Below are 26,252 nucleotides of genomic sequence, written 5' to 3'. Positions count from 1 at the left end.
TATGGACGACGGGAACGTGGCACCACGGGTTCTCGACAACAAGCGCGACGCGAGCAAGTATCGGGTACTCGTCGAAATCGCGTCCCGACAACCTGCCGTTAGCCAGGGAGAAGTAGCCGATGAACTGGGTGTTACCTCACAGGCGGTTAGTGAGTACGTTCGTGAACTGGTCGAGATCGGTTACGTTGAGAAGGGCGGTCGTGGCCGATACGAGGTGACAAAAGAAGGCGTGGACTGGCTGATAAACCGGACCGATGCGCTGTCGGAGTTCGTTTCACACGTTTCCGACGATGTTCTCGGTAGTGTCGACGTAGATGCAGCGATCGCAGCAGGGGATCTGTCCGAAGGTGATACAGTCGGGTTAGCTATGCGGGATGGGGTGCTTCACGCAGTCCCGGAAGGGGGGTCGGCGACCGCAGTCGTCGTTACTAACGGGTCAGCGGGAGATGTCGTTGGTGTCACTGACTTCGATGGTGTCGTTGAGTACGACCCAGGAACGGTGACTGTGGTTCCAGTCCCTGTCGTGACCGAAGGTGACTCCCCGAATGTTGACCCTATCGAGGAACGACTCGACTCGAACGGGCTACTTGCTGTTTCAGGAACAGAGGCGTATGCGCTGACGCTCTCGAGTGATCTCGATCCTGACCTCCAGTTCGGTACCGTAACAGGCGTACCACAGGCGGCATTACGGGGACTAGACGTGTTGTTGGTCGTGTCAAGCGACGAGCTTTCACGTCATACGACACAGCTCCGCGAGAAGGGAATCCGATATGAGGTTCACGACCCAGCTCGTGAGTAATTCCTTTGTGATAGTGTTATTTAGTGGAATATTCTCTGTGCTGTCGGTCGTCATGTGCTGTTGGCCTTCATGTGCTGTCGTGAATCGAGTCGGATATCTAGATCTCGAACAATTGTAGGTCGCTAGTATCTATCGTGATGTGGTCAGTGACACACCGGGTTTCCGGTGAAATCGGGTTGGGCGGTAAGTCTCTGGTAGTTAGGTGTGAACTGGGTAGCCTACAGACGGATCTTCACTATCTTGTCTTACTCTTGTAACACGACATATGCTGTACTGCAAAAGAAAACGATAAATACATTGTTTGTGTACCGACCACTAAGTCAGACGCAGGCTAATATTTTAATAGGTGCATTTCGTCGTATTTTACTAGATATGAGAATGTATTCAGATTTGTGTATAGAATCGCGTCCACGTTCGTGTATAGGATAGGAAGACCGATACACCCGAGCTTTCAAGCAGTACGATCCGCTCGTATTGACTAGACAAAACCGACGTATTCTGCGTATCTGTTCGTTTTACCGTGGCTATTCTTTAGTAGGCAATCAGCTACTCGCGTATTCGTTGTTGTGACCGATTGTGGTTGATAGCACGACTTTGTGACCGATTGTGGTTGATAGCACGACTTTGTGACCGATTGTGGTTGATATCACGACTGACGGCTACTGGATGCTTCTCGCCCATCCCTGCTCAGCTCTTATCGGATCCCACACCGGGTTTCCGGTGAACTGCCACCCACCACGGACCCCGTTTCACCGGAAACCCGGTGTGTGTCTCAACTACCTCTCGACAGAGCTCCGACGATCGAAGCAGAACGTATTTCACCGGAAACCCGGTGTCTCATCTATGGACGCAGCGGACGACCTCTTCACGAGAGAGGATCCAATATTCGCCAACAAGGAGCTCCTCGAGATCAGCCACCTTCCCGGAGAAGGTCGGATCGTTGGCCGCGATGACGAGATCTCCGATCTCGCTACTGCGGTAAACCCCGCGATATTCGGACAGAGCCCCAGTAACGTCCTTTTGTACGGAAAGACAGGGACCGGCAAGTCGCTCTGTGCGAAATACGTCTCCAAGCGACTAGTGTCGACCGCGGGCGAGGAGGGAGTCAACGCGACGTTCGCATACGTCGACTGTGCGCAGGACACGACCGAAACACAGGCGGTTCAGACGATCGCTGAGGGCGTCAACGATCCCGAATTAACGGGGATCAACGTCCCTGATAAGGGGCTCTCGACTTCGACCTACTACAAGCGTCTGTGGCGGATCCTCGATCAGCGATACGATGTGGTGTTGATCATCCTCGACGAGATCGACAAACTCGACGACGACGCGATCCTGATGCAGCTCTCACGCGCGGGTGAGGCGGGGAAGATCACCGACTGTAAACTCGGTGTCGTCGGAATAAGTAACAAGATCCAGTATAAAGACCGCATGGACGAACGCGTAAAATCCAGTCTCTGTGAGCGGGAGTTCGTGTTCCCGCCCTACGATGCCAACCAGCTCCGAGAGATCATGCAGGCGCGTTCGGACGCGTTCCACGACGACGTTCTCGAACCCTCGACGATCCCTCGCGCTGCAGCGCTCGCTGCACGGGAACACGGGGACGCCAGAAAAGCGATCGACATACTCCGGTACGCCGGCGAGATCGCGCAAGCGAACGGCGAACCGACGGTTCGTGAGGAGTTCGTGACACAAGCACGCGAGCGGGCGGAGACTGATCGCTTCCGTGAGCTCATCCGCGGATCGACACCACACTCCCGATACGTGCTCCAGGCTCTCGCGCTTCTCTCGCTGTCGAACGAGCGGAAAGACGGGTTCCGAACCAGCCGCGTGTACGAGATATACGAGAACATCTGCCGTCAGGAGGGGTCGGACAGCCTCTCGTTGCGTCGCGTTCGCGATCTGCTCAAAGAACACGCGTTCCTCGACATCATCGAACAGTCCAAACACAGCGGCGGAAGCGCGGAAGGGAGTTACACGAAACACCAGCTGCTCGAGGATCCGGGCGTCGTCAAGGAAGTGCTCGTCGAGGACTCAACAAACACGTAAGCGCAAACGGGGCCAGCCGTCCAACTTAACCCAGCAGTCCGAGGCCTTCGATGCGTTCGACGATCTCCTCGACGGCTCCTTCCGCGTCGTCCGTTCGCTTCCCGCCGGTGATAACGATCTTCCCGCTGCCGAACAACAGGATCACGACTTCGGGCTCGTCCATTCGGTAGACGAGTCCCGGGAACTGTTCGGGCTCGTACTCAACGTCCTCCAGTCCCAGCCCGATCGCGAGCGCGTTGAGATTGAGGTTGTGTCCGAGGTCGGCGCTCGACACGATGTTCTGGACGGTGATTTCAGGGTCCTCCTCGACCGGGATCTGCAGCCCACGGAGCTTCTCGAAAATGATCCCCAGCGCGTCGTGCACGTCATCGATGCTTTTCGCGCCGGTACAAACGATCTTCCCCGACCGGAAGATCAGCGCGGCGGCCTTCGGTTCTTGCGTCCGGTAGACGAGTCCGGGGAAGTTGTCCGGATTGAAGTCCGCGCCCGGAAGGTCCTCCGCGAGCGCTTCCAAATCAAGTTCCTGGCCGATCCCCGTCGATGCAACTACGTTCTGGATCTCGATCGAATCTGCAGGGTTCGTCATCGTTCGCTTTTATATGTGTCCCCCTCCCTTATAAACGCCCGTGGTATAAACGACTCTGGTTCCGACTACCGGCTTACACTGCTGCTCTATGGGTTACCAGGTCCCTACGACTACCTGTTCTTCTCGACTTTCCAGTCGACTTGTCCCGTCGCTCTTGTGAAGCAGATTGTTGATATTGCTCGCTTCAGAAGAATCGGAACAGAAACCAGTCGCTTGAGCGCCTGAAGTCTGGAATCTCATTCAATTACGAAGAGCGTGAAACCGCAAGAAGACTCTACATCAACAATGTACTACGCAAGAGCGTGTCCCGTAGAACCTCTGTACCGACCCCGATCCGTTGGCTGGAATCCTCTCGGCGTATGATCCCAACCATCACGATTTTACATTGCGCCGAATTCCCATGAAACTGCCTCACGTAGCGGCTCTCGTTCGACGGAGTTAAACGTACACCTCCCATCCGATGAAATGCGAAGAGCCCCCGTCGAGGTGGGCACCGCCGGCCGTGAAATCGGCCGGCCAAAGCGTTCCGACGTGCTTAAGTGTATAAGCACGTTCGGATGGAATGCGAAGAACGCACCGCGAACTCGAGCCGTTCAACCCGGTTCGGTTTCGCTGAGTCGGCAGCCGTCGACTCAGACCAATGAGGATCACGCCCGCTGCGCTCCGGCGTAAGAGGTGATCTGATGTGAGCCTTGGTAGTTCGGTGTCATCCGGAACGCCGGTGACACTGGACACCATATTGGACCATGCAATGGTGTGTTGACACTACGTCAACACCCGCCAACATAACCCCCCTCGCACCGGGAATCAGGTACGAGGGTATTCATTCCGGTTGATCCTGCCGGAGGCCATTGCTATTGGGATCCGATTTAGCCATGCTAGTTGCACGAGTTCAGACTCGTAGCGAATAGCTCAGTAACACGTGGCCAAACTACCCTTCGGAGCACCATACCCTCGGGAAACTGAGGCTAATAGTGCATCTCACACTCACCCTGGAATGGCGAGTGTGTCAAACGCTCCGGCGCCGAAGGATGTGGCTGCGGCCGATTAGGTAGACGGTGGGGTAACGGCCCACCGTGCCGATAATCGGTACGGGTCATGAGAGTGAGAACCCGGAGACGGAATCTGAGACAAGATTCCGGGCCCTACGGGGCGCAGCAGGCGCGAAACCTTTACACTGCACGACAGTGCGATAAGGGGATCCCAAGTGCGTAGGCATAGAGCCTACGCTTTTGTACACCCTAGGGAGGTGTCCGAATAAGGGCTGGGCAAGACCGGTGCCAGCCGCCGCGGTAATACCGGCAGCCCGAGTGATGGCCGATCTTATTGGGCCTAAAGCGTCCGTAGCTGGCCGTGAAAGTCCATCGGGAAATCCACCCGCTCAACGGGTGGACGTCCGGTGGAAACTTCACGGCTTGGGACCGGAAGGCGCGACGGGTACGTCCGGGGTAGGAGTGAAATCCCGTAATCCTGGACGGACCGCCGATGGCGAAAGCACGTCGCGAGAACGGATCCGACAGTGAGGGACGAAAGCTAGGGTCTCGAACCGGATTAGATACCCGGGTAGTCCTAGCCGTAAACAATGCCTGCTAGGTGTGGCTCCCACTACGAGTGGGTGCTGTGCCGTAGGGAAGCCGCTAAGCAGGCCGCCTGGGAAGTACGTCCGCAAGGATGAAACTTAAAGGAATTGGCGGGGGAGCACTACAACCGGAGGAGCCTGCGGTTTAATTGGACTCAACGCCGGACATCTCACCAGCATCGACTGTGGTAATGACGGTCAGGTTGATGACCTCGCCACGAGCCACAGAGAGGAGGTGCATGGCCGCCGTCAGCTCGTACCGTGAGGCGTCCTGTTAAGTCAGGCAACGAGCGAGACCCGCATCCGTACTTGCCAGCAACACTGCGAAGTGGTTGGGGACAGTACGGAGACTGCCGTGGCCAACACGGAGGAAGGAACGGGCAACGGTAGGTCAGTATGCCCCGAATGTGCTGGGCAACACGCGGGCTACAATGGTCGAGACAAAGGGTTCCTACTCCGAAAGGAGACGGTAATCTCAGAAACTCGATCGTAGTTCGGATTGTGGGCTGCAACTCGCCCACATGAAGCTGGATTCGGTAGTAATCGCGTGTCACAAGCGCGCGGTGAATACGTCCCTGCTCCTTGCACACACCGCCCGTCAAAGCACCCGAGTGAGGTCCGGATGAGGCGCGTTCCACGCGTCGAATCTGGGCTTCGCAAGGGGGCTTAAGTCGTAACAAGGTAGCCGTAGGGGAATCTGCGGCTGGATCACCTCCACAGACCCGAGACTCACCCACACGGGTGAGCTCACCTTTCGACCGTCACCACGACGGTCACTACTCATTCGCACGGTCCACGTCCACGTCACCGCCATTCCGGGCACCTACGAACTACCACGGCTCACACCACACACGACACACACACACCGACCACCAACTCCTTCCCACGAGGGGAGGTGGGCTCATAGCTCAGCGGTAGAGTGCCTCCCTTGCAAGGAGGATGCCCTGGGTTCGAATCCCAGTGAGTCCATGTCCGTTCGGTCGGTTCGAAACGCGCCCCTTATACGGGTGGCGACGAACCAATCGAACACGACGACCGATGCACCATCCCGGGAAACCGCGGATGGGAAGGGTTCGACGAACACCCCGCCAGGGTGATTCGATGACGACCGTGTATACGTGCGATCCAGACGTCCACTGAACTCATCCGAGTTCGTGGAACGTCAGTAAACCATATACAGTCGGGTGACACTATGTCACTTGACACACTACTGGCTACTGTGCCAGCTGGTGAATGGCTCGGCTCGAGAGCCGATGAAGGACGTGCCAAGCTGCGAAAAGCTCGTGGGACCCGCATGGAGGGAAAGAACACGAGATCTCCGAATCGGAATCCGTCTACAATTGCCACGCGCAATAGGGAACCCCCCGAATTGAAACATCTCAGTAGGGGGAGGACAAGAACGCAACAGCGATGTCGTCAGTAACCGCGAGTAAACGCGACACAGCCCAAACCGAAGGTCTTCGGACCAATGTGGTGTTCGGGTTGACAATCAAAACGCGAGCTCTCATTCGAAGTCTCCTGGAACGGAGCGTGAAACAGGGTGACAACCCCGTAGAATGAGACAGTACCGTTGGCGTCAATACCAGAGTAGCAGGGGTCGGATATCCTCTGTGAACACCTCAGGCATCCCCTGAGAAGGCTAAACACTCCTCGAGACCGATAGCGAACAAGTAGCGTGAGCGAACGCTGAAAAGCACCCCGAGAAGGGCGGTGCAATAGGGCCTGAAATCAGTTGGCGATCGAGCGACAGGGCGTACAAGGCGTCTCTTGAAACGACCGAGAAGCGATTCTCTAGTAGGAAAAGAGACGAGCCGGCGTCGTGTCGTGCGTTTTGAAAAACGACCCAGGGAGTGTACTTACATGGCGAGTCTAACTCGTGAACCGAGGAAGGCGCAGGGAAACCGATACGGCCGCAGCACTTTGTGTGAGGGCCACCGTGTTCAAGCGCGGGGAGTCATGTGGGTACGACCCGAAACCAGGCGATCTATACGCGAGCAAGGTGAAGCGTGGCGAAAGCCACGTGGAGGCCTGTTAGAGTTGGTATTCTACAATATCCTCTCGTGACTCGTGTATAGGGGTGAAAGGCCCATCGAGCCTGGCAACAGCTGGTTCCGACCGAAACATGTCGAAGCATGACCTCTTCCGAGGTAGCCCGCGGGGTAGAGCTACCGATTGGATGACCCGCCTCCGAGAGGAGTCGGCCATCCTGTCGAACTCCAAACCCGCAGGCGCTGTAGACGAAGGGAGTCCGGTGCGCGGGGTAAGCCTGTGTACCGTGAGGGGAACAACCCAGAGCCGGGTTAAGGTCCCAAAGTGTAGATTAAGTGCGATTCGAAGGTGGTCTCAAGCCCTAAACAGCCGGGAGGTGAGCTTAGAAGCAGCTACCCTCTAAGAAAAGCGTAACAGCTTACCGGCCGAGGTTTGAGGCGCCCAAAATGATCGGGGCTCAAATCTACCACCGAGACCTGGCCGTGCCCGTAACAGGGCAACCGCGTAGGTCGGCGTACTGTCCGGATGGAAGCACGGGTGAGAACTCGTGTGGACCGTTCAGTAACGACAATCCTGGTCACAGTAGCAGCGATAGTCGGGTGAGAACCTCGACGGCCTGATGTGTAAGGGTTCCTCGGCACTGCCAATCAGCCGAGGGTCAGCCGGTCCTAAGATGCACCGCAACTCGACTGCATCAACGGGAAACTGGTTAATATTCCAGTGCCATCGTGCAATAAAAGTCGACGCCGTGTGGAACGCTGAGCCGGGCTTTCGCCCGGTCAAATCATGGAAGCTCGTGGACGCCGTCACGGCACGAAGCGAGCGAAACGTGAGATAGCGCAAGTCAGCCGTACATAGGGCCCGTGAAAAGACGAGCACGATGTCCGTACCGAGATCCGACACAGGTACACTGCCAGCGCAAGGCAAGGCCTGTCGGGAGAACCGACGTTAGGGAATTCGGCAAGTTAGTCCCGTACCTTCGGAAGAAGGGATGCCTGCTCTCGACGGAGCAGGTCGCAGTGACTCGGGCGCTCCGACTGTCTAATAACAACACAGGTGACCGCAAATCCGCAAGGACTCGTACGGTCACTGAATCCTGCCCAGTGCGGGTATCTGAACACCTCGTACAAGAGGACGAAGGACCCGTCAACGGCGGGGGTAACTATGACCCTCTTAAGGTAGCGTAGTACCTTGCCGCTTCAGTAGCGGCTTGCATGAATGGATAAACGAGAGCGCCACTGTCCCAACGTTGGACCCGGTGAACTGTACGTTCCAGTGCGGAGTCTGGAGACCCCCAAGGGGAAGCGAAGACCCTATAGAGCTTTACTGCAGGCTGTCGCTGAGACGTGGTCGCCGATGTGCAGCATAGGTAGGAGTCACTACACAGGTACGTGCGCCAGCACGCCACCGAGACAACATTGAAATACTACCCGTCGGTGACTGCGACTCTCACTCCGGGAGGAGTACACCGGTAGCCGGGCAGTTTGACTGGGGCGGTACGCGCTCGAAAAGATATCGAGCGCGCCCGAAGATCATCTCAGCCGGGTCGGGAATCCGGCGAAGAGCGCAAGAGCACAAGATGGTCTGACAGTGTCATTCCCAACGAGTGACGCTGACGCGAAAGCGTGGTCTAGCGAACCTACGAGGCTCCGAGATGGGGCCCGTAGATGACAGAAAAGCTACCTTAGGGATAACAGAGTCGTCACCCGCAAGAGCACATATCGACCGGGTGGCTTGCTACCTCGATGTCGGTTCCCTCCATCCTGCCCGTGCAGAAGCGGGCAAGGGTGAGGTTGTTCGCCTATTAAAGGAGGTCGTGAGCTGGGTTTAGACCGTCGTGAGACAGGTCGGCTGCTATCTATTGGGGGTGTTGTGGTACTTGACGTGAACGAACGTATAGTACGAGAGGAACTACGTTTGGTCGCCACTGGTGTACCGGTTGTGCGAGAGCGCAGATGCCGGGTAGCCACGCGACACGGGGTAAGAGCTGAACGCATCTAAGCTCGAAACCCACATGGAAAAGAAGTACCGTAGAGGTCACTCGTAGAAGACGAGTTAGATAGACTCGGGATGTACGCGTCGAGGCAACGAGGCGTTGAGTCCACGAGCACTAACAGACCGAAGCCACAGTCATAGGTTGACTGGCTTCCACACTCGCATGAGTTCAGGCGGTAACTGGATCGCACGTAAACACGGTAGTCCGGTCGAGAGACCGGGACCACCGACACAGGAGTCTCTCTGTTCAAGACGGAGAGTCTCGGTTCGATTCCGAGAGTCGGCGTAAGGGCGGCCATAGCGGTGGGGAAACACCCGTACCCGTTCCGAACACGGAAGTTAAGCCCACCAGCGTACCGGGAAGTACTGGAGTGCGCGAGCCTCTGGGAACCGCGGTTCGCCGCCCACCCATTCATATGGGAGAATTCTCCCACCGGATCCGTCGGTTACGACGGATTCGACAGACGTTCGACGTGTGAGCAACGGCTCTCGGCAGCGACTCACTTCTCAGTCTCTGTATCACCAACTACATCTGCATACCACAGACCGACCACTATCGTCTCCTGGTCTCAATATTGATACTTTACCCGTAAGTTTATCACTTTTCTCGATGAAGTGAATAACGAAGATGACCGTTCCCTCGACGGACAACGTGGACGTGACGGTACGGGTGGCTACGGAGGGTGGCCCGACCGTTCGTGACCGATCCTCGCCGGAGCACGTTGTCTCGGTGTTGTTCGGAACGGATCTCGAAGAGTGGCGTCGTGGTTGGCAGAGCGCGGCAGCGGGAGAACCGAGACGGGAGACTATCATTGTGGCGAGCGATCACTCCCGTAGCGCCGTTGCCGGCACTTCGACAGGCGTTGTCCCGAATCGCGGCCTTGCGTACTCCGTTCTTGGACCGAACCCCGACGGAGATCGCGTTTTCACCTCAGTTTCGGAGGCTCTCTCGGAGTTTCCAGGCGAGGCGCCGACGGTTCTGATCGACGACCTCGAACCGTTCGCAGCGCGGATCGGCGCGATGGCTGCAGGAGAGGTCGCAGCGAGGGTCGCCGACGTGACGACGGGACTCGGTGGGTCACTGTCTATTGGCTGCTCGTTAACACCAGAGACTGTGTCGTCGCTCGTTCCCTTGGGAGATGTCGCGGATCGGGTGCTGGGTACCGACCCGGAGGCGATAGCAGCGGTGGAGCGGCTTCATCAAACTGACCCGACCACGTTCGGGTACACTCGTCGATACTGGGCGGAGGCACAGCGTGGTATCGAGGCGTGTTCGCGAAACTACCCGCAGTCGAAGCAAGTCCATGCGGCCCTTTCCGAACCGGACACGACGCCTCGTACGCTCGGTGCGACGCTATCGGGACTCGTCTCGCTCGACGTACTCGATGTGTGGGGCGAGACTGTCGGCCCGACACGATACGACCTCACCGTGTACGACCGGGCGCGGCTGGCTGCCATCGGTAGCGCCTTCACGGCCATCGTCGACGAGGATCGGGACGGCGGGTAGGAACGTTCTCAAGCGGGCCGACTGATGATGACCGATCCGGTGGGTCACTGACGTGCCTCGTCGTCGAACGCCTCTTCAAGATTGTACTCGACAATCGTTCCGTCGGTTTCCAAGGTGACCGTTCCGAGTGTCACGGTGTCGCCCGCCTCATGCTCCGTTGCGATCCCCGATAGGACCTCTTCCCTGTCGAGACGCTCCCACATGGCGTCCGCAACGAGTGACTGAAACGCCTCTGGATCCGTCCATCCGGGGTCGATGTTCGATGGAACGTGGACGATCAGCCGGAGCTCCGCGTCAGTGACGTGGACGCCGACGCCGAAGGTATCCGCACACATAGCGTCGCCTTCGCGCGCGCACCTCAAAGCCGCACCGAACTCCCTGGCTCGACCCAGCCGTTGCGCTTCTATGGCGTCGAAAGCAGTAAGCACCGGTGGGTCGAAGTGGGTTTCGTGGCGACGAGTACCGAAGACCCGTACATGCCGGCCGAAATCGGGCTCGTCATGGCGGTTGCCGCAGTCAGCGTGGGGGCGATCCTCGTCAGGTGGAGCCACGCTCCGAGCTCGGTGGCGGCGTTCTATCGTGTGCTGTTCACGACGCTGCCGTTGATACCGGTCGCAGTGTGGCGGTACCGAGAGGAGTTCCGCCGTATCGGTCGGCGGGACCTCGTGTTCGCGACCTTGTCCGGTATCGCATTGGCATTACATTTCGCAGCGTGGTTCGAAAGCTTGGAGTGGACGAGTGTCGCCGCGAGCGTCACGCTCGTTCAGGCGCAGCCGGTCTTCGTTGCGCTGGGCGCGTGGCTGCTGCTCAGTGAACGGGTCACCCGCCGGATCGCTGTCGGGATAACGGTCGCTGTCGGAGGAATGGCGGTGATGTCCCTCGGGGACCTCCTCGGCGGTGTCCTCGTCGGACCGAACCCGCTGTACGGGAACTCGCTCGCCCTGTTCGGTGCGGTGATGGCGGCCGGCTACGTTCTCGCCGGGCGGTCCCTGCGACAGCGCCTCGCACTGATACCGTATGTCGTGGTCGTCTACGGGGTCTGTACGGTTTCGCTTCTTGCAATCGTCATCATCGAGGGACATCCCCTCACCGGGTATCCGACGAGGGAGTGGCTCGTGTTCGCCGGCTTGGCGATCGGTCCCGGGCTGTTCGGTCACACCGTTATCAATTGGGCGCTTGCTCACCTGGAATCGAGCGTGGTTTCGGTGTCGCTTTTGGGTGAACCGGTCGGGGCAACGATACTCGCGCTCGTCCTCCTCTCGGAGGCACCCACTACGTTCACCGTCGTCGGTGGGGGGATCGTTCTCATCGGGATCTATCTAACGACGTCAGGGACCACGTAGGCAGGCTCGTTCTCACTACCGATAGTTCCGTCTCACGACGGTCAACGTACACGCCACGGGCGGGATCTTCTTGGGCCCGAACCAGTATTCGCTCGGACCGAGCACACCAGCTGCTCGCAAAGAACCGCGTCGTGTCGCCGCATCGCTCCGTAGGTGCCGTAGCAGTCCGGCTACTCCCCGCCGAACCGCCGGTCGGTACGTGTGTGGCGGTCCCGAAACATTCCTTCGAACCCGACCTTCGCAAGCGGACCCACAGCGTCGCCGAGCGGGCCGAGGGGGAGCCGGTACTCTACCGTATCGACGAGGTGCGTCTCGTCGCCGTCGGCGTAGAAGGCGTGTGTGTGCTCCCACTTCCTGAACGGGCCGTCGATCATGTCGTCGACGAAGTAGGCACTTCCCTCGACAGGGTCTGTCCCGTCGGGTTCGCGCTCGACGATCCGGGAGATCCATCGCTGCCGGGGGACGATACCGAAGGGGGCGACGGACATCCGGATCCGTGACCCTGCGGACAACACCGCCGGATCGGGCTCTCCGTCGGGCCCCTCGACACTCGCGATCCGCATGTTCATCCACGTCGGCGTGAGTTCGATCAGTCCATCGATGGTGGAGTGAAACGCCCACACGTCCTCGATCGGCGCCGGGATCCGGGTCGTCCGCCGGTACGTCGGCATACCGAGTGATACGACCCGAGCGGGCAAAAACCCCCCACGCTCCGAGTGCTGCTACCGAAACCCCGATACCGTCTCGGTACTGCTGTTCGGTGGATGGAACGAGGCGCGATCGACGTCGGCGAACTGGCGGGGCCGTTCGATCTTCAGGCGACCGTTGAGAGCGGGCAGAGCTATCTCTGGAACCGTGCCGATGGCGGGACCTACGAGGAGCTTCACGCGCACGGCGGGGACGCTTGGTACGAGACGGTGGTCGACCCGATCCCGGGTGTTACCGAGGACCGCGTCCCGCTCAGGGTCAGACAGCGGGGTGGGGTCCACGAGGGAACCCTCGAATGGGAGTCGTCGATCGACGCGGTACCCCTGCTCACCCACTTGCTCCGTCTCGACGACGACCTCGACGCGATCTTGCGTGCCACCCCCGAACTCCCGCTGTTGGAGCGGGCGTACGAGACATATGAGGGAATGCGACTGACTCGGGACCCGGCCTTCCCGTGTCTCGTATCGTTTATCTGCTCCGCTCAGATGCGGGTCGCCCGGATCCACGGGATGCAACGACGGCTCAGGGAGACGTACGGGGACGCGGTCACGCTCGACGGCGAGACGTATCACGCGTTCCCGACGCCGGAGTCGCTTGCGGCGCGATCCGAGTCGGACCTGCGTGACCTCTCGTTGGGATATCGCGCTCCCTATGTGCGACGAACGGCGGAGATGGTAGCGACCGGCGAGGCTCACCCCCGGGAGGCGGCCGACCTACCGTACGAGGAGGCGCGCGAGTTCCTCACCCGGTTCGTCGGCGTCGGCGACAAGGTCGCGGACTGTGTCGCGCTCTTCTCGCTCGGGTTTCTGGAGGCAGTCCCGCTGGACACGTGGATCAACACGACCATCGAGGAATACTACCCCCACTGCGATCGGGGGTCGTACGCGGCGACATCGAACGCGATCCGCGAGCAGTTCGGCGGCGAGTTCGCCGGATACGCACAGACGTACGTGTTTTATTACCTCCGCGCGGGTGGCGAGTAGTCGCCGAATCGGTCGTCTCTCGGTCGGTCATCCTTGTGTCAGTCGTCCTTGCGTCGTTTCGGGCACGAGACCTGTCAGCCAAAAGTTCATAGTGGTTCGCGTGGTAGGCGGTAGCGTGATGGACTGCCGAGTCGTCGTCGAGGCCGCCGTTCCGGTGTACGACGTGGAGACCGCCGACGAGGCGGTACGGATCGCCATCTCGAAGACCGGCGAGATGCTGAACCCGGACCTCAATTACGTGGAGATCGAGATGGGGAGCCGGGTGTCCCCGGACGGGAAGGAGCTGCCGCCGGCGTTCATCGCCGCCGACGAGGCGCTCGTCGCCCTGGAACTGCAGATGGACGTGTTCAACGTCGACCGGGAGGAACACGCCAGTCGGATCGTTCGGAAAGAGATCGGCCAGCGGCTCCGGAACATTCCGTTGAAAGTGCTCAACGTCGAGGAGATCGACGCCGACGAGACGGATGGAAAAACCTCGCGGACGAACAGTGGGTAGGAAAACCACGACAGTTAATAGCCTCTCCGCGGCCTGCCGTCCCCCGAATGTACCAAGGCTATCGCTCCGCTCGAGTCGTTGCTGAACCGCTCACGGTATCGCCCTGCTCACGGCGTCTCGCCCGAGTCATCGCCGTACCGTCGTTGCCACTCTCGTCTTCGCGGTCGTGACGGCGTCGATCGGAAGTGTTAGTCCGCAGTGGGGGCCAGCGGTTCGGACTCGGCTTCGTCCATCGGCTCGGTGATCCCCTCAGTCAGCTTGAAAACGGCGGCCTTGTGGTCGGTCTTCGACTTGTGGATCGATGTCGGTTTTACGCCCAGTTCTTCATACGCATCGAGATCGAGGTCGTCGTCCCAGAACTCGCACTGTTTTCGTACCTCCGCGAGAAGGCCGTGAAGATGGATGAGCTCCTGTTTCTTCATGAGTAACGGTTCTTTGCTACCGGAGGTTTATATTATTATCTTGAGTCGCGTTACCATGGACTGTGATCCGCTGTGTCCCCCGACATGGTGGGTCACCGCCGAGCCCGATCCGCGATCACTGGAACGCTTTCACCGCTTCGAGGTCACGTTCGGTCCGCATGAACTCCGTAAGCCGCCGGGTGGCGTGACAGTGAGGACAACTGAAATTCGTGCGTAGTTGCGGCAGCTCCGCCGGAGTGTCCTGCCATTCTTTATCGCACTCGGGACAGACCAACCTGACGAACGCTTCGACCATGCGCGGGTGTACAGACTACCGGGACAAAAACGTATGTGACAACTTCGCTCGGATCGTGGGGCGCGTGTCCTCGGCCGTCACCGCGATCAGGCGGTGAGGTGGTCGTTGGCTTCGAGGAGTTCCTTGTATCGGTTGCGGATCGTGACCTCCGAGATGTCGGCGACTGCTGACACCTGACTCTGTGTCACCTTCTGGTTCGACAGAAGTGCAGCGGCGTAGACGGCGGACGCCGCCAGGCCGACCGGCGACTTTCCGCTCGTGATCCCGGCTTCCTTCGCGCCGACGAGGAGCTCGCGGGCGACCCGCTCGACCTCGTCGGACAGCTCCAGCCGCGAGACGAACCGTGGCACGTAGCTCTCTGGGTCCGCAGGCTGCACTTCGAGCCCGAGTTCGCGAATGACGTACCGGTACGTCCGCGTGAGCTCCATCTTGTCGACGCGCGAGACCGCAGTGAACTCGTCGAGGCTACGCGGGTTCCCGGCCTGTCGCGCGGCGGCGTACAGCGCGGCGGTCGCGACACCCTCGATCGAACGGCCGGGTAGGAGGTTCTCGCTCAGTGCGCGGCGGTAAATGACGCTCGCAGTCTCGCGTACGGTCTCCGGGAGGCCGAGTGCGCTCGCCATGCGGTCGATCTCGCCGAGCGCCTGCTTGAGGTTGCGCTCCTTCGAGTTCCGCGTGCGGAACCGCTCGTTCCAGGTGCGGAGCCGCTGCATCTGTCGGCGCTGGCGGCTCGACAGCGACTTGCCGTACCCGTCACGGTCCTGCCAGCCGATGTTGGTCGAGAGCCCCTTGTCGTGCATCATGTTCGTCGTTGGCGCGCCCACCCGCGACTTGCTGTCCCGCTCGGCGGAGTCGAACGCGCGCCACTCCGGCCCGCGGTCGACCGAATCCTCCTCAACGACGAGTCCGCAGTCCGTACAGACCGTCTCGCCGTGCTCCGTGTCCGTCGCGAGCCGGCCGCCACACTCGGGGCATGTCGTCGTCCGCTCGTCGTCGGTTCGTTCGGTCGCTGCGGATTCCGTCTCGGTTTCACGCGAGGCCGCCGTTCGCTCGATCTCTTCGCCGCCGTCGTAGCTCCGGATGCGTGTCTCTGTCATGGGTGTTCTCCGATCGAACTCCCGACGAAAATGCTGGGCCGGGTATGCCCGATTCGTTAACTAACAGTTAGTGGTAAGAGTATATAAATCTTGTGTTACCCGCGGGTGTATGAACACCTGAGGACGGTGTTTACCGGTGTCTGAATCGTATACGGCTCAGCGGTGTCGGCTTACACTGGTTCCAAAATACCGGCGTATCGATTTGAACTATATAAACACACTGGCATCGATCAACACGCACACAAGCGACCCCAATCGAGCGCGTCCGTCTCCGCCGAGCGTCCTCCTATCCCGTGCCGTTCCACCCGAGCCGGTGCTACCGGCTCCGACTCACCGGGAACGCGACACGGTCGGGGTTCTCGTTGAATCGGTCGAGGACCCGTTCGTACAGTTGGTTTTTCACTCGCTGTCCCCGTCGCGGGTGCGTGAGATACCTGACACGCAGCTCCATCCACGACTCGCCCTGACTCACGTTCACGGTCGGGTGGTCGTACACCTCCAGTTCGACGGGCGTCTCCGAGAGCGCCTCCCGGTATCGGCGGATCCCTTCCGCCATCTCGTCGCCGACGAGCGCGGCGGCCTCCTCGCGCATGACCGCACGCGCGAAGTCGAGATCGGTTTCGTAGGCGACCTGTACCCCGAGCTCGTTCCAGACGTACGCCGAGCCGCCGCCCCCGAAGTTGACGACGTTCGAGGAAAGCACCACGCTGTTGGGCACTGTCACGACCCGTCCGGACGGCTGGTTGGTGGTGACGAGCTCGCCGTTTATCTCCCACAGCGTCGTCACGAGGAAGTCGACCTCGATCACGTCGCCTTTGGCGTCGTCGATCTTGACCCGGTCCCCGACCCCGTACGGCTGTTTCACCGTGATGTACACCCACGCGATGAGCGATAAGAGCGGCTGCTGGAGCGCGAACGTGATAGCGAACCCGATAACGCCCAGCGAGAGGAGCAGCCCAAGCCAGTTCTCCGTCAGGACGGCGAGGACGGCGATCGTGCTAACGAAACCGAACACGAGCCGCATGAGGTTCCGCGTGTTGTGGGCGCGCCGCTTGTTCGTCGACCGCATCAGGACCTCCACGAGCAGCTGGTACGTACCGAACGACAGGCCCACGACCGCGGCGACGAACAGGGACCGACTCACCACGAAGTCGGCCGGGTACTCGAGGATCATCGGCCACGTCGCGAGCGGGCTCGCGGTCGTCACAAACGCGCCGCCAACCGCCGCGACGAGGCCGATCGCGACGGAGACGATCGCGACAGAACGTCTCACGACCGGTCCTCGCCGGGCACCGACAAAACGGTTGTGACACTCATCTTATGTGGTGCCGGCTTCGGTCCCCGTCGCGCCCGCAGCTCCCGCCATCTCCGCGAGCGCCCCGGCGAGCACTTCGGTCGCGGCCGCACAGTCCGCCCAGTCGGTCCACTCGCGCGGGTTGTGTGAGACCCCGTCGCGTGAAGGGGCGAACAGCAGCGCGGCGTCGGTCGCGCCGGCGACCCGCATCGCGTCGTGTGCTGCCCCCGAATGGAGGTCGATCGCGCTCCGGCCCGCGTCGGCTGCGGCGTCGTGAGCGACGGTGCGGAGCCGATCGCTCATCCCCGTCGGGTCGACGTGGAAGGGGCGGTTCAGCGTCGTCTCTACCCCACGGTTGCGCTCCAGTCGGGCGAGCGATTCGTGTGCGGCCGAGGCGATCTCCTCCATCGATCCCCGCGTGACGTCCCGGACGTCAACCCCGCACGCCACGCGCCCGGGGACGACGTTCGTCGCGTTCGGCGAGACGGACAGCGATCCCACGGTCCCGACCGCCGTCTCCGAATCGGTCTCCACGATGTCGTTCGCCGCGGACTCGACGTCGAGGACGAACTCGCTCGCGGCCGCCAGGGCGTCGGTTCGGTCGTCCATCGCCGTCGCGCCGGCGTGGTTCGCTTCGCCCATGATCTCGACGACACAATGAGTGATTCCCGTGATCGTCGTCACGACGCCGACATCGACGCCGGCCGACTCCAAGACGGTATCCTGTTCGACGTGGAGCTCGAAGAAGCAATCCCAGCCCGCGGGATCGAGGAGTCCCTCGCCCCGATACCCGATCCGTGAGAGGGCGTTGGCCAGCGTCTCGCCGGCGTCGTTCTCCAACGCGAGTGCGGTCTCTGCGTCGGTCTCCCCGGTTGCGACGCTCGACCCGAGCAGACCGTCGCCGAAGGTCGACCCCTCCTCCTCGGTGAAACTGCTGACGAGAACCGGCCGGTCCGGCTCGATTCCGGCGTCACGCATCGCTCGCACGGCCTCAACGGCGGCGTACACGCCAAGCGGGCCGTCGAAGATCCCGCCATCGGGGACGCTGTCGAGATGGCTCCCCGCCGCGACGGGTGCCGCGTCGGGGTCCGCGCCGTTCGGCACCCACCTCCCGGCGACGTTGCCGACGGCGTCGACAGTCACGTCGAGGCCGGCGTCCCGAAGGCGTTCGACGAGGTGGTCGCGGGCCTTGCGGTTCGCCTCGGTGCCGGTGCGGTTCGTCCGGCCGTGCGCCTCTGGATCGTCGGTCTCGACGCGGCCGAACGCGGCGTTCGCCTCGATATCCGCCCGAAGCCGATCGGCGTCGACGGGAAGTCGCATACGGATCCCGTCGGCCGCCTCCCGGGAAACCCTTTCATTCGCGGCGAGCGAGCCAGTAGGCGGCGGAGCCGAGGTTGACCCCGGCCGCGAACGCCCGCCTCTCGCCGCGATCGCCCGCGGACCGGTCGATCGCGATACAGATCGGTGTCCACACCGCTGTGAGCGCCGCGTTCCGCAACGGCGACGCCCGGAACCCGCCACCGATCACGCTCGTCTGTGCGTGTCTGTAGAGGAACCCGCTGGCGAAGCCGACGGCGAGGTACTCGACGTCGACGCCGCCGTCCGTCACCCGCGTCAACCCCACCAACGCCAGCCCGGAGAGGAGCTCGACGACTGCCTCCACCGCTCGGAGTCTCCGTCCCATACGCGGGTGTTCCACCGAACCCCACTATTTCTTTCCCCGGTCGCCCTCGCGGCGGTCACAAGACCTTTGCCCGACCGGCGAGTCAGCCCGGGTATGCTGTCCACCCTCCCGCTACAGGCGGCGGCGTCGGGGATCGCCTTCCTCTTCGGGCTCCTGATGTTCGTCGTCTACGTGGCGATCATCGTCTGGACGTACAACGATGCCAAACAGCGGAGCGATCACCCCGCGTTCCTCTGGGCACTCGTCGTGTTCTTCGCGCCGTTCCTCGGGCTCGTGCTGTACTGGATCCTCGGCCGAAACGCGTACTGAACCGACGCACGGGGTTATATACTGCGACGACTCACTCGTGAGTACGAGGGATGTCAGTCGTCACTACAGACCCCGACTCCGGCGGCGAGCTCACGCTTCTGTTCTCGCTCGGGGCCGTCCGGTCGCTCTCGGACCCCGCTGCGGCTGTCACCGACGCCCGAGAGTGGAGCCGGTACGTCGGCGTCATCGCCAACGACGCGAACGCGGTGGATCGGTTCTGTCGCCGACATGGGATCGAGAACGACTACGCGCTCCGCGACTGGGACAAGACGGTGACGACCGGCGAGATCCGCGAGGCGACGGACACCCCGCGACACGTGTTCGTCGGCACGAGTGACGCTGACCGTCGATTAGCGACGGACACCGGCTGGGAGTACCGATCGATCGAGGAGGCCGCCGAAAAGGCCGGGTGGACGCTCGGTGACCCGGCCGACCGGGTCACGGACACGGACGCAGGACCGTTCGAGCGGATCCGACGCTGGATACACGGGCTGCTGCCGTGAGGACCGCTGATCACGGCCGTCTACCGGACGTGAAACGCGCCGAGCTCCCGCAGTCGACCCGCTAGCTCGGTTGAGAGTGCGTCCCGTTCGACGCGCCACTCCCAGTTGCCGTCGAGCGTGCCGGGCTCGTTGAACCGGGCGTCGCTGCCGAGCCCCAGTAGGTCCTGTGTCGTCGTCATCGCGAGGACGGCCTCGGAACTCCACACGTCCTCGATGATCCCCCACTCGATCGGTTGATCGTCGTCGACGCCGAGGTTGTAGTGGAGGCAGTCGCGTTGCTCCGTGGGGAGGTCCGCGTAGTAGCCGACCCACGTGTCCGTGTCGTGTGTCGAGGTGTAGCCGACGACGCCTTCGGGGTAGTTCATCGGCTGGTACTCGTTGCCGCCCTCACACCAGTTCGCGTACTGCGGAACGCGCATCCCGGGGAACCCGAACTCCGTCATCAGGTCGTCCATCCGCGCGTCGTCGAACCCGAGGTCCTCCGCGATGAACGGGGCCTCGCCGAACTCGCGTTCGACCGTCTCGAACAGCTCCCGTCCGGGTCCGTCGTACCACTCGCCGTCGGCGGGGTCGTCGGATTCAGCCGGGATCCCCCAGTACCGGACGAACCCGAGGAAGTGATCGAGCCGTGCGACGTCGGCGAGGTCGAACAGTCGGCGGAACCGGCGGGTCCACCAGTCGTACCCCGTCTCCGCGAGCCGGTCCCAGTCGTACACCGGGTTCCCCCAGCGCTGGCCGTCGTCGCCCGGGTTCGGCGGGACGCCGGCCACCACGGTGGGCCGGTTGTCCTCGTCGAGCCGGAACGCCTCGGGGTTCGCCCACACGTCCGCGGAGTCGAGCGCGACGTAGATCGGGACGTCGCCGACGAGCTCGACCCCCTCGGTCGCCGCCCGCTCGCGGAGCGCGGCCCACTGGCGGTCGAACGTCCACTGCACGAACTCGTGGTATCGGACCGTCTCCGCGTGCTCCTCGCGGGCCGCGTCGAGCGCGCCCGGCTCCCGCGTTCGAAGCGGATCCGGCCACTCGACCCACGTGTCCTCCGGCCGTGCCGCCGAGATCGCGCGGAACAGGGCGTACTCCGTCACCCACGGCTCCCGCTCGCGGAAGGCGTCGAGGTCGGCGGCCGCCAGCGACGGCTCCCCGTCACCCGCCTCGAACCGCTCGAACGCCCGCCGCAACAGCGGCTGCTTGTACTCGCGGACGCCCGCGTAGTCGACACGATCGGTCGGGAGCTCGGGCACCGGTTCGATGTCGTCGCGCGTGAGCAGGCCGTCCTCGACCAAGCCGTTCAGGTCGATCAACAGCGGGTTGCCGGCGAACGCCGACGGCGACTGGTACGGCGACTCCCCGGCCGCGCCGATCGTCGGCCCGATCGGACAGATCTGCCAGTAGTCGACCTCGGCGTCGCCAAGGAACGAGAGGAAGGCGGTCGCGCCCTCGCCGAGGTCGCCGATTCCGTGTGGCCCCGGAAGCGAGGTGACGTGACAGAACACACCGTCGGAGCGATCGAAGGTCATGGCTACGCCTCAGTCCCCATCGACTCAAGCGTTGCGTCCGCGAACGTCTCGACGGGCCGGAGACCCGAATGTGCGACGCCCGCTACTTCCGAGTCCCCAGGATCCCCGCGCCGGTCACGATGCGTCGGTCACGATGCGCCAGTCACGACGCGTCGGCGTCGGTCAGCCGCCACACCACGGCGTCGGCGGTCGCGAGCGTCGCTTCCGTCGCCGCCGACCCGGGATCGACGTCCGCTTCCGGCGGCGCGAGCGCGACGGACCACCGTTCCGACCCGTGGTCGGACCCCCTATGGATATCTCCCTCGTCGCTCTCGGCGTCCTCGAGCAGCCCCCCGACGCTCACGTCGACAGGTACCCCCTCGACATTACAAGCGACGAGGAGCGTCTCCTCGCCGTCCGGCGACCGTCTGACCGCGTAGTACAGCACCGTCCCCTCGGTCGGGTGTCGGTAGCCGAACGCCTCCCCCGTCTCCGGATCGATGTCGGCACGGAGCCACGGACGTTCCTGACGGAACTCGCGGACGGCCCGGTCGAACGCGGTTCGGGTGTCATCCTGGCCGTCCGCCCAGCGGTCGAGTACGAGATACTCGCTCACGTCCGCGCTCCACGCGAACGAGAACGTCTGGAGGTCGCTCGCGGTGAGTTCCGCGTCACCTTCGCTTCCGCCCATCGGCGTCCCCTGGACTGAGAGCAGCGTCGCGATCAGGTCAACGTCGTAGTCGGTCGCGTCGACGAGCGCGGCGAGCGTCGTCACGAACTCCTTCAGCTCCGCCCGTGTCTCGAACCCGAGCGACTTCAACCGCGGGAACGCGTCCGCGTCGGCGAACGCGCCCTCGGGGACGTGCCAGTCGATCCACGGGGCCTCCTCGGCGACGACCTTCACGTTCCACACGGGGTCGGTATCCCGGACGAACCCCCACGGCGCACGGTAGTTGGCGTGAAGGAAGTCCATCGGTACGCCCGGCATCGCGACGTGGAACCAGACGAGCGCCGCGGGGCTGTCGTACGCCTCCCGGATCGTCTCCGGCGGGCTGTCGGCGAGGTACGGGTTGATCAACGCGCCGCCCCAGTCGTCGGTTACTTCCACCTGGGATCCGCGCCGAAGCGTGTCGTGATTCGCGACGCCGGTGATCCACTGGCTGCCGAACTCGCCGACCTCTCGCATCCGCCACCACTTCGTGGCCCAGAAGGTGAGAAGCGCCGGCTTGTTGTGCGCGAACGTGACCGGCGACCACTGGAACGCGTGCGGATGCTGGTCGATCAGCGTGCGATACGTCGAGGCCAGCTCCCAGTCCTCTCGGGGCCACGGTCGGCCGTCCTCGTAGATCATCCAGGGACGGTACGCGGTTCCGCCGACCTCGTGGACCACGCGGTCCATCTCGGCGAGGAACGCGTCGTCATGGACCTGTTCGCCCGTCTCCTCGTCGTGATACGTGAAGTCCTGTGCGCCGTCGATCCGGATCCCGTCCGCCCCGAAGTTCGCCTTCCGGCGTTGCAGTTCGAGGAGTATCGCCCGGACGACGGGCTGTCGGTAGTTCAGATGGAGTCCGTACATCCCCGGGCCCTCGAAGAAGGGTTCGGGGAGGAGCTCTGCGGCCGCGTCCTCGGCGTGGCCGAGTGCGATATCGAAGACGACACGGATCGGGTCGGGCATCGCGTGGCAGGCGGCGATGAACTCGACCAGCTCGTCCGGCCGTCCCGTTTCGAGCAGCGCCGGGTTGGCGGCACCGAAGCCGCTGACGACCACGTCGTAGCCCCAGTTCGTCTGGTCCGGGCGCGTGATCCCGACGGTCACGCGCTCCGTGTCGCGGTCGCGGTCGAACACCGAGACCGGGTCGACCGGGGCAGACGGATCGTCGTGCACAAGATCGGATCCGTCAGCGCCGTCGAACTCGCCAGCGCCGTCGAACTCGCCAGCGCCGTCGAACTCATCACCGGTATCGGACTCGTCCACCTCGTACGTCCCCCCGGGTCGCCAGTACCACTGCCGTCCGTACGCTTGCGTCAGCGGTTCGACCGGCATCAGCTGGACCGCGTCGTAGCCGACGTAGTTGCGCTCGTGGGGGTCGAGCGGCTCGCCGGCCCGGAGCTTCCGCCCGATCCGACGCAACCGGTCCGCGAGCGCCCCGAGCGATCCCTCGGACGTCGACGTTCCCGGATGGATCTCAAGCATGCTCGTCGCCGGATCGACGCGGGGGAGGCCGTCGTCGACCGTCGTCGGGATCGGCTCGGCGTCCGTCCCCAGCGACGCGAAATGCTCTCGGTCGGGGCGGGTCGCGTCCAGTCGGTCCCAGTCGTACACTTCAGCCGGCGCGAAGACGCCGAACGGCACCGAGTACGCGAGGGGGTCGCGGACCGTCCCCCACGCGTCGCCGCCGTCCTCTTGTCCTTCTTTCCCGTCGTCATCGCTCCCCTCCGCGGCGGGGCGGCGATATACGAGCTGGTACAGCGCACCCAGTCGGTCCGCGGTCCCGACGCGCACGTTCTCGGCGGCGACCCAGTGGAACTCGCCGTCGCGCTCGACCGGCAGCCGGTCGACGCGGAACGTCGCAGTGCGGAGGTCGTCGCGTCCCGGGTCGATGTCGCTGGCTTCGTCCGTGTCGCCCTCCGCGACCGGCGTGAACACCTCCAGCGCCACGTCCGCGACCGGTACCCCCGCGCCGACGATATCCGGGGTCCAGAACCCGAACTCGACCCCTTCGGGTGGATCGACGGTCGGGTCCGCGCCGTCGCCACGGATCGGCCGTGCGCCGAGGCGTTCCGCGATGGAACGGGCGGCGTCGAACCGACCCTCGCCCGCCTCCCGGTCCTCCCGTGCTCGATCACGGAGCCGCGCGGTCCGCTCCGGGAGGATCGCCGGCGGGTCCGCGTCGGCTCCCGGCCCCGGAGTCACGACTCCTCCCCGATCGGGACGACAGCGACGTCGGTCACCGCGATCCGTTCGGTCCCGTCGCCGTCGGTCACGACGCACGCCTCGCCGGTGACGACGTTCGTCGTTCCGTGGTCCACGTCGACCGCGACGGCGGCCTCGGCCGGCGCGAAGTTGAGGACGACGACGAGCGCCTCCGTTCCTCGCCCCCGGCGGAACGCGACCACGTCGTCCGGGTGGACCTCCTCGCCGTCCGCCTGGATCGGCCGCTCGGTGAGGTCTCCGCTGGCGACGTGGTACCCCACGCGTTCGAGATCGCTCTCGGGACCGAGCGCCGGGTGCTCGGCGTGAGTCCGGAGTAATCGTTCGTAGCGCTCGCGCACCTCACCGCGCGCGTGCTCCCACGCGATCGCGTCACGCCGACCACGCTGGCCGATCTCCTGGCCCGCGTACACCATCGGGACGCCGGGGAGCGTGACCGTCGCCGCGCCTGCGGCCGCCGCCGCCGCGTCACCACACTCGACGCGGTAGCGCGTCTCGTCGTGGTTCTCGATGTACTGGAGGAAACCGGCGTGGTCAGGAAAGCCGATCTCCGCGCGCTGTTCGACGGCGTCGATCACCGACTCGGCGGGGGCCGCCCCGCGGCCGACCTGCCGGAGCTGGAAGTACAGCGTCGCGTCGAAGTGGACGTCGAACATCCCCTCGTGGAAGCCGGGGATGTACGGGATCGTCTCGTCCATCAGGAGGAACTCCCGGTCGATATCCTTCACCCGGTCGCGCAGCTCGCGCCAGAACGAGTCCGGCACCGCCCACGCCATGTCACAGCGGAAGCCGTCCACGAGCGGGGCCCACTCGTCGATAACGTCGAGCAGGAAGCGTCGAACGTGGAGGTTCGCGTGATTCAGATTCGCTATCAGCTCCCAGTCGAAGTACGTCCCCGGCTCGCCGGACTCCTGCCACTCGTACCGGTCGCGGTACGGCGACTCGGAGTTCTGATACGCGTCCTCGAACCACTCGTGGTCGCGGGCGGTGTGGTTCGCCACGAAGTCGAACAGCACGCGCATCCCGTTGTCGTGGGCGGCCTCGACCATCGCCTCGTAGTCGTCTCGATCGCCCAAGTCCTCGGCAACGTCGAAGAAGTCCGTGATGTTGTACCCGTGCGGCTTCCCGTCGTGTTCGAGGACGGGAGTCAGCCACAGGGTGTCAACGCCGAGGTCGGCCAGGTCGGGGATCCGGTCGGCGATCGCGTCGAACCGCTCTCCGGCCGGAGCGTCGGAGAACGTCCGGACGTACACCTCGTACACGCGGGCGTCCTCGGTCCACGCGGGAGGTTGGTTGAGCCGAACCGTCTCGAACCCGCCGGCGGTCGTCGATCCGTGGGCGACCGGATCGGATCGGCCCTCGCGCTCGACCGCGACCGCGTCGGCGACGCTGATCCGAACCTCCCGGCCCGGCTCGCGCGCGACCGCGACGGCGTGGACCCGCAGCCTGTCGGGGACCGTCGCGGCCGGGACCCGCAGCGTCGCCTCCGCGCCCTCTCGGTCCGTCGTCATGGCGTCTCGCGGGTTCGTCCGTCCGGCCGCAATCGCGCTCGCGACGTCCCGGTCGTCGACGACGAACGCCACGCCGAGCTCCTCGGCCGCGAGATCGGAGTCCGGGTTCGGCGTCGGCGTCGCCCGGACGACTACGTCGCCGCCGTCGCCGGCCCCACCGACCCCCTCGCTCACGTCGTCGCCCGACTCGACCGTCGCGTCCACTCGGACCCGCGGCGGGCCGACCCCCTCGTGGGCCGCGTCCGCGGTGTACGGGATCTCCGCGTGGTCGGCGTCGCGGTCGCGGATGGCCTCCCCGCTTCCGCCGGCGACGTCGACGCCCTCGTAGGCGGCCGGGAACGCCCGGATCGTGAGCGCGTGGTCGCCGTCCGGTGCGGCGAGACCGATCCGGTATCGGCCGGGGACGTCCGGCGTGAACTCGGTGACGGGAGTCTCCCCGACGGTCGCGTCGCTGTCCGGCGGTGCGGTGACGACCCGCCACTCGTAGCTGCCCCCAGGGTCCGGGTCCCGGGGGGCGAGCTGTGTCGTCTCTCCCGTCGACATGAATCGCGGCGGTCCAGGGTGGTGCATGATGGCCACATCGGTAGCCGGGGTCTTCGGTGTTGCTCTCCGTGCGAAGCTGCCGGTCCGACGCCCCGATCGACGCTACCGCGGTTTTAGCCCCTGAAAAACACC

Annotated in this window: 20 protein-coding genes, 1 tRNA gene and 3 rRNA genes; 12 read left to right on the top strand and 12 right to left on the bottom strand. The window is 63.2% G+C overall.

What is annotated here, in order from left to right; all coding sequences use genetic code 11:
* The first annotated feature begins 1 nt into the window (after position 1).
* On the top strand, positions 2 to 799 hold the full coding sequence (locus ACZ5TV_RS00480) for a DUF7839 domain-containing protein (protein WP_379779059.1): 798 nt from the start codon (positions 2 to 4) through the stop codon (positions 797 to 799).
* An 843-nt stretch (positions 800 to 1,642) separates the two neighbouring features.
* Entirely contained in the window at positions 1,643 to 2,848 is a 1,206-nt protein-coding gene (locus ACZ5TV_RS00475; RefSeq protein ID WP_379779057.1) for a Cdc6/Cdc18 family protein, read from the top strand.
* 25 nt (positions 2,849 to 2,873) lie between these two features.
* Here the strand turns inward: ACZ5TV_RS00475 and ACZ5TV_RS00470 are convergent, their stop codons facing one another.
* Positions 2,874 to 3,434, bottom strand: a complete 561-nt coding sequence (locus tag ACZ5TV_RS00470; protein ID WP_379779055.1) for a TATA-box-binding protein — start codon at positions 3,432 to 3,434, stop codon at positions 2,874 to 2,876.
* Positions 3,435 to 4,259: 825 nt separating this feature from the next.
* On the opposite strand from ACZ5TV_RS00470, the gene ACZ5TV_RS00465 reads away from it, so the two are divergent.
* The 5 genes from ACZ5TV_RS00465 to ACZ5TV_RS00445 all read left to right on the top strand — a co-directional run bounded on the left by ACZ5TV_RS00465 (position 4,260) and on the right by ACZ5TV_RS00445 (position 10,504).
* Positions 4,260 to 5,730 (top strand): 16S ribosomal RNA (locus ACZ5TV_RS00465).
* A 180-nt stretch (positions 5,731 to 5,910) separates the two neighbouring features.
* Positions 5,911 to 5,982, top strand: a tRNA-Ala gene (locus tag ACZ5TV_RS00460).
* Positions 5,983 to 6,218: 236 nt separating this feature from the next.
* Positions 6,219 to 9,137, top strand: a 23S ribosomal RNA gene (locus tag ACZ5TV_RS00455).
* A 147-nt stretch (positions 9,138 to 9,284) separates the two neighbouring features.
* A 5S ribosomal RNA gene (gene rrf, locus ACZ5TV_RS00450) occupies positions 9,285 to 9,406 on the top strand.
* The 16S, 23S and 5S rRNA genes sit together here with 1 tRNA gene alongside, the layout of an rRNA operon.
* 219 nt (positions 9,407 to 9,625) lie before the next feature.
* Entirely contained in the window at positions 9,626 to 10,504 is an 879-nt protein-coding gene (locus tag ACZ5TV_RS00445; protein WP_379781086.1) for a hypothetical protein, read from the top strand.
* A gap of 44 nt (positions 10,505 to 10,548) precedes the next feature.
* Here the strand turns inward: ACZ5TV_RS00445 and ACZ5TV_RS00440 are convergent, their stop codons facing one another.
* Positions 10,549 to 10,839 (bottom strand): hypothetical protein, encoded by a 291-nt coding sequence (locus ACZ5TV_RS00440; RefSeq protein ID WP_379781084.1) that lies wholly within the window; start codon positions 10,837 to 10,839, stop codon positions 10,549 to 10,551.
* 141 nt (positions 10,840 to 10,980) lie between these two features.
* Between ACZ5TV_RS00440 and ACZ5TV_RS00435 the strand changes: the two genes are divergently transcribed.
* Positions 10,981 to 11,847: a DMT family transporter gene (locus tag ACZ5TV_RS00435; RefSeq protein ID WP_379781088.1), complete on the top strand. Its 867-nt coding sequence runs from the start codon at positions 10,981 to 10,983 to the stop codon at positions 11,845 to 11,847.
* 170 nt (positions 11,848 to 12,017) lie between these two features.
* On the opposite strand, the gene ACZ5TV_RS00430 is transcribed toward ACZ5TV_RS00435, so the two are convergent.
* Complete coding sequence (locus ACZ5TV_RS00430) at positions 12,018 to 12,518, bottom strand: SRPBCC family protein (RefSeq protein WP_379781082.1); 501 nt, start codon at positions 12,516 to 12,518, stop codon at positions 12,018 to 12,020.
* A gap of 93 nt (positions 12,519 to 12,611) precedes the next feature.
* Here ACZ5TV_RS00430 and ACZ5TV_RS00425 point away from each other — a divergent pair, with 93 nt between their 5' ends.
* Both ACZ5TV_RS00425 and ACZ5TV_RS00420 read left to right on the top strand, forming a co-directional pair.
* On the top strand, positions 12,612 to 13,538 hold the full coding sequence (locus ACZ5TV_RS00425; RefSeq protein ID WP_379781080.1) for a DNA-3-methyladenine glycosylase family protein: 927 nt from the start codon (positions 12,612 to 12,614) through the stop codon (positions 13,536 to 13,538).
* Between the two features lie 118 nt (positions 13,539 to 13,656).
* Entirely contained in the window at positions 13,657 to 14,034 is a 378-nt protein-coding gene (locus tag ACZ5TV_RS00420; protein WP_379781078.1) for a DUF555 domain-containing protein, read from the top strand.
* Between the two features lie 188 nt (positions 14,035 to 14,222).
* Here the strand turns inward: ACZ5TV_RS00420 and ACZ5TV_RS00415 are convergent, their stop codons facing one another.
* The 6 genes from ACZ5TV_RS00415 to ACZ5TV_RS00390 form a co-directional block, all read right to left on the bottom strand.
* Positions 14,223 to 14,456, bottom strand: coding sequence for a UPF0058 family protein (locus tag ACZ5TV_RS00415; RefSeq protein ID WP_379781076.1), 234 nt, complete (start codon positions 14,454 to 14,456; stop codon positions 14,223 to 14,225).
* A gap of 115 nt (positions 14,457 to 14,571) precedes the next feature.
* Entirely contained in the window at positions 14,572 to 14,751 is a 180-nt protein-coding gene (locus tag ACZ5TV_RS00410; protein WP_379781073.1) for a DUF7836 family putative zinc-binding protein, read from the bottom strand.
* An 86-nt stretch (positions 14,752 to 14,837) separates the two neighbouring features.
* Positions 14,838 to 15,848, bottom strand: coding sequence for a transcription initiation factor IIB (locus ACZ5TV_RS00405; RefSeq protein ID WP_379781071.1), 1,011 nt, complete (start codon positions 15,846 to 15,848; stop codon positions 14,838 to 14,840).
* Positions 15,849 to 16,164: 316 nt separating this feature from the next.
* Positions 16,165 to 17,121, bottom strand: coding sequence for a mechanosensitive ion channel family protein (locus ACZ5TV_RS00400; RefSeq protein ID WP_379781069.1), 957 nt, complete (start codon positions 17,119 to 17,121; stop codon positions 16,165 to 16,167).
* A 45-nt stretch (positions 17,122 to 17,166) separates the two neighbouring features.
* Positions 17,167 to 18,462, bottom strand: coding sequence for a hydantoinase/carbamoylase family amidase (locus tag ACZ5TV_RS00395; RefSeq protein WP_464383993.1), 1,296 nt, complete (start codon positions 18,460 to 18,462; stop codon positions 17,167 to 17,169).
* 34 nt (positions 18,463 to 18,496) lie between these two features.
* Positions 18,497 to 18,826 (bottom strand): hypothetical protein, encoded by a 330-nt coding sequence (locus ACZ5TV_RS00390; RefSeq protein WP_379781874.1) that lies wholly within the window; start codon positions 18,824 to 18,826, stop codon positions 18,497 to 18,499.
* A 93-nt stretch (positions 18,827 to 18,919) separates the two neighbouring features.
* Between ACZ5TV_RS00390 and ACZ5TV_RS00385 the strand changes: the two genes are divergently transcribed.
* Positions 18,920 to 19,135, top strand: coding sequence for a PLDc N-terminal domain-containing protein (locus ACZ5TV_RS00385; protein ID WP_379781872.1), 216 nt, complete (start codon positions 18,920 to 18,922; stop codon positions 19,133 to 19,135).
* Between the two features lie 50 nt (positions 19,136 to 19,185).
* The gene (locus tag ACZ5TV_RS00380) at positions 19,186 to 19,638 is read left to right on the top strand and encodes a DUF7124 domain-containing protein (protein ID WP_379781870.1); all 453 of its coding nucleotides are present in this window, start codon (positions 19,186 to 19,188) and stop codon (positions 19,636 to 19,638) included.
* 20 nt (positions 19,639 to 19,658) lie between these two features.
* Here the strand turns inward: ACZ5TV_RS00380 and malQ are convergent, their stop codons facing one another.
* From malQ to malA, 3 genes are all read right to left on the bottom strand, one after another.
* The gene (malQ, locus tag ACZ5TV_RS00375; protein ID WP_379781868.1) at positions 19,659 to 21,155 is read right to left on the bottom strand and encodes a 4-alpha-glucanotransferase; all 1,497 of its coding nucleotides are present in this window, start codon (positions 21,153 to 21,155) and stop codon (positions 19,659 to 19,661) included.
* A gap of 142 nt (positions 21,156 to 21,297) precedes the next feature.
* Positions 21,298 to 24,048, bottom strand: coding sequence for a glucosylglycerol hydrolase (gghA, locus tag ACZ5TV_RS00370; RefSeq protein WP_464383992.1), 2,751 nt, complete (start codon positions 24,046 to 24,048; stop codon positions 21,298 to 21,300).
* Positions 24,045 to 26,147, bottom strand: a complete 2,103-nt coding sequence (malA, locus tag ACZ5TV_RS00365; protein ID WP_464383991.1) for an alpha-amylase MalA — start codon at positions 26,145 to 26,147, stop codon at positions 24,045 to 24,047. The genes gghA and malA overlap by 4 nt, the downstream gene beginning before the upstream one ends.
* Positions 26,148 to 26,252: the final 105 nt, after the last annotated feature.

It is taken from the genome of Halorubrum tibetense (genome assembly GCF_055396225.1).
The sequence above is the reverse complement of the archived record's forward strand: the minus strand, read 5'-3'. Positions and strand labels throughout refer to the sequence as shown.

Excerpts from the sequence above, each read along its gene's own strand:
- ACZ5TV_RS00420 (WP_379781078.1), top strand. The coding sequence starts at position 13,657 with ATGGACTGCCGAGTCGTCGTCGAGGCCGCCGTTCCGGTGTACGACGTG.
- ACZ5TV_RS00430 (WP_379781082.1), bottom strand. The coding sequence starts at position 12,518 with ATGCCGACGTACCGGCGGACGACCCGGATCCCGGCGCCGATCGAGGAC.
- ACZ5TV_RS00440 (WP_379781084.1), bottom strand. The coding sequence starts at position 10,839 with ATGTGTGCGGATACCTTCGGCGTCGGCGTCCACGTCACTGACGCGGAG.
- ACZ5TV_RS00445 (WP_379781086.1), top strand. The coding sequence starts at position 9,626 with ATGACCGTTCCCTCGACGGACAACGTGGACGTGACGGTACGGGTGGCT.
- ACZ5TV_RS00480 (WP_379779059.1), top strand. The coding sequence starts at position 2 with ATGGACGACGGGAACGTGGCACCACGGGTTCTCGACAACAAGCGCGAC.
- ACZ5TV_RS00405 (WP_379781071.1), bottom strand. The coding sequence starts at position 15,848 with ATGACAGAGACACGCATCCGGAGCTACGACGGCGGCGAAGAGATCGAG.
- ACZ5TV_RS00410 (WP_379781073.1), bottom strand. The coding sequence starts at position 14,751 with ATGGTCGAAGCGTTCGTCAGGTTGGTCTGTCCCGAGTGCGATAAAGAA.
- ACZ5TV_RS00425 (WP_379781080.1), top strand. The coding sequence starts at position 12,612 with ATGGAACGAGGCGCGATCGACGTCGGCGAACTGGCGGGGCCGTTCGAT.
- ACZ5TV_RS00470 (WP_379779055.1), bottom strand. The coding sequence starts at position 3,434 with ATGACGAACCCTGCAGATTCGATCGAGATCCAGAACGTAGTTGCATCG.
- ACZ5TV_RS00395 (WP_464383993.1), bottom strand. The coding sequence starts at position 18,462 with ATGCGACTTCCCGTCGACGCCGATCGGCTTCGGGCGGATATCGAGGCG.
- ACZ5TV_RS00390 (WP_379781874.1), bottom strand. The coding sequence starts at position 18,826 with ATGGGACGGAGACTCCGAGCGGTGGAGGCAGTCGTCGAGCTCCTCTCC.
- malA (WP_464383991.1), bottom strand. The coding sequence starts at position 26,147 with ATGCACCACCCTGGACCGCCGCGATTCATGTCGACGGGAGAGACGACA.
- ACZ5TV_RS00385 (WP_379781872.1), top strand. The coding sequence starts at position 18,920 with ATGCTGTCCACCCTCCCGCTACAGGCGGCGGCGTCGGGGATCGCCTTC.
- ACZ5TV_RS00415 (WP_379781076.1), bottom strand. The coding sequence starts at position 14,456 with ATGAAGAAACAGGAGCTCATCCATCTTCACGGCCTTCTCGCGGAGGTA.
- ACZ5TV_RS00475 (WP_379779057.1), top strand. The coding sequence starts at position 1,643 with ATGGACGCAGCGGACGACCTCTTCACGAGAGAGGATCCAATATTCGCC.
- ACZ5TV_RS00380 (WP_379781870.1), top strand. The coding sequence starts at position 19,186 with ATGTCAGTCGTCACTACAGACCCCGACTCCGGCGGCGAGCTCACGCTT.
- malQ (WP_379781868.1), bottom strand. The coding sequence starts at position 21,155 with ATGACCTTCGATCGCTCCGACGGTGTGTTCTGTCACGTCACCTCGCTT.
- ACZ5TV_RS00435 (WP_379781088.1), top strand. The coding sequence starts at position 10,981 with ATGCCGGCCGAAATCGGGCTCGTCATGGCGGTTGCCGCAGTCAGCGTG.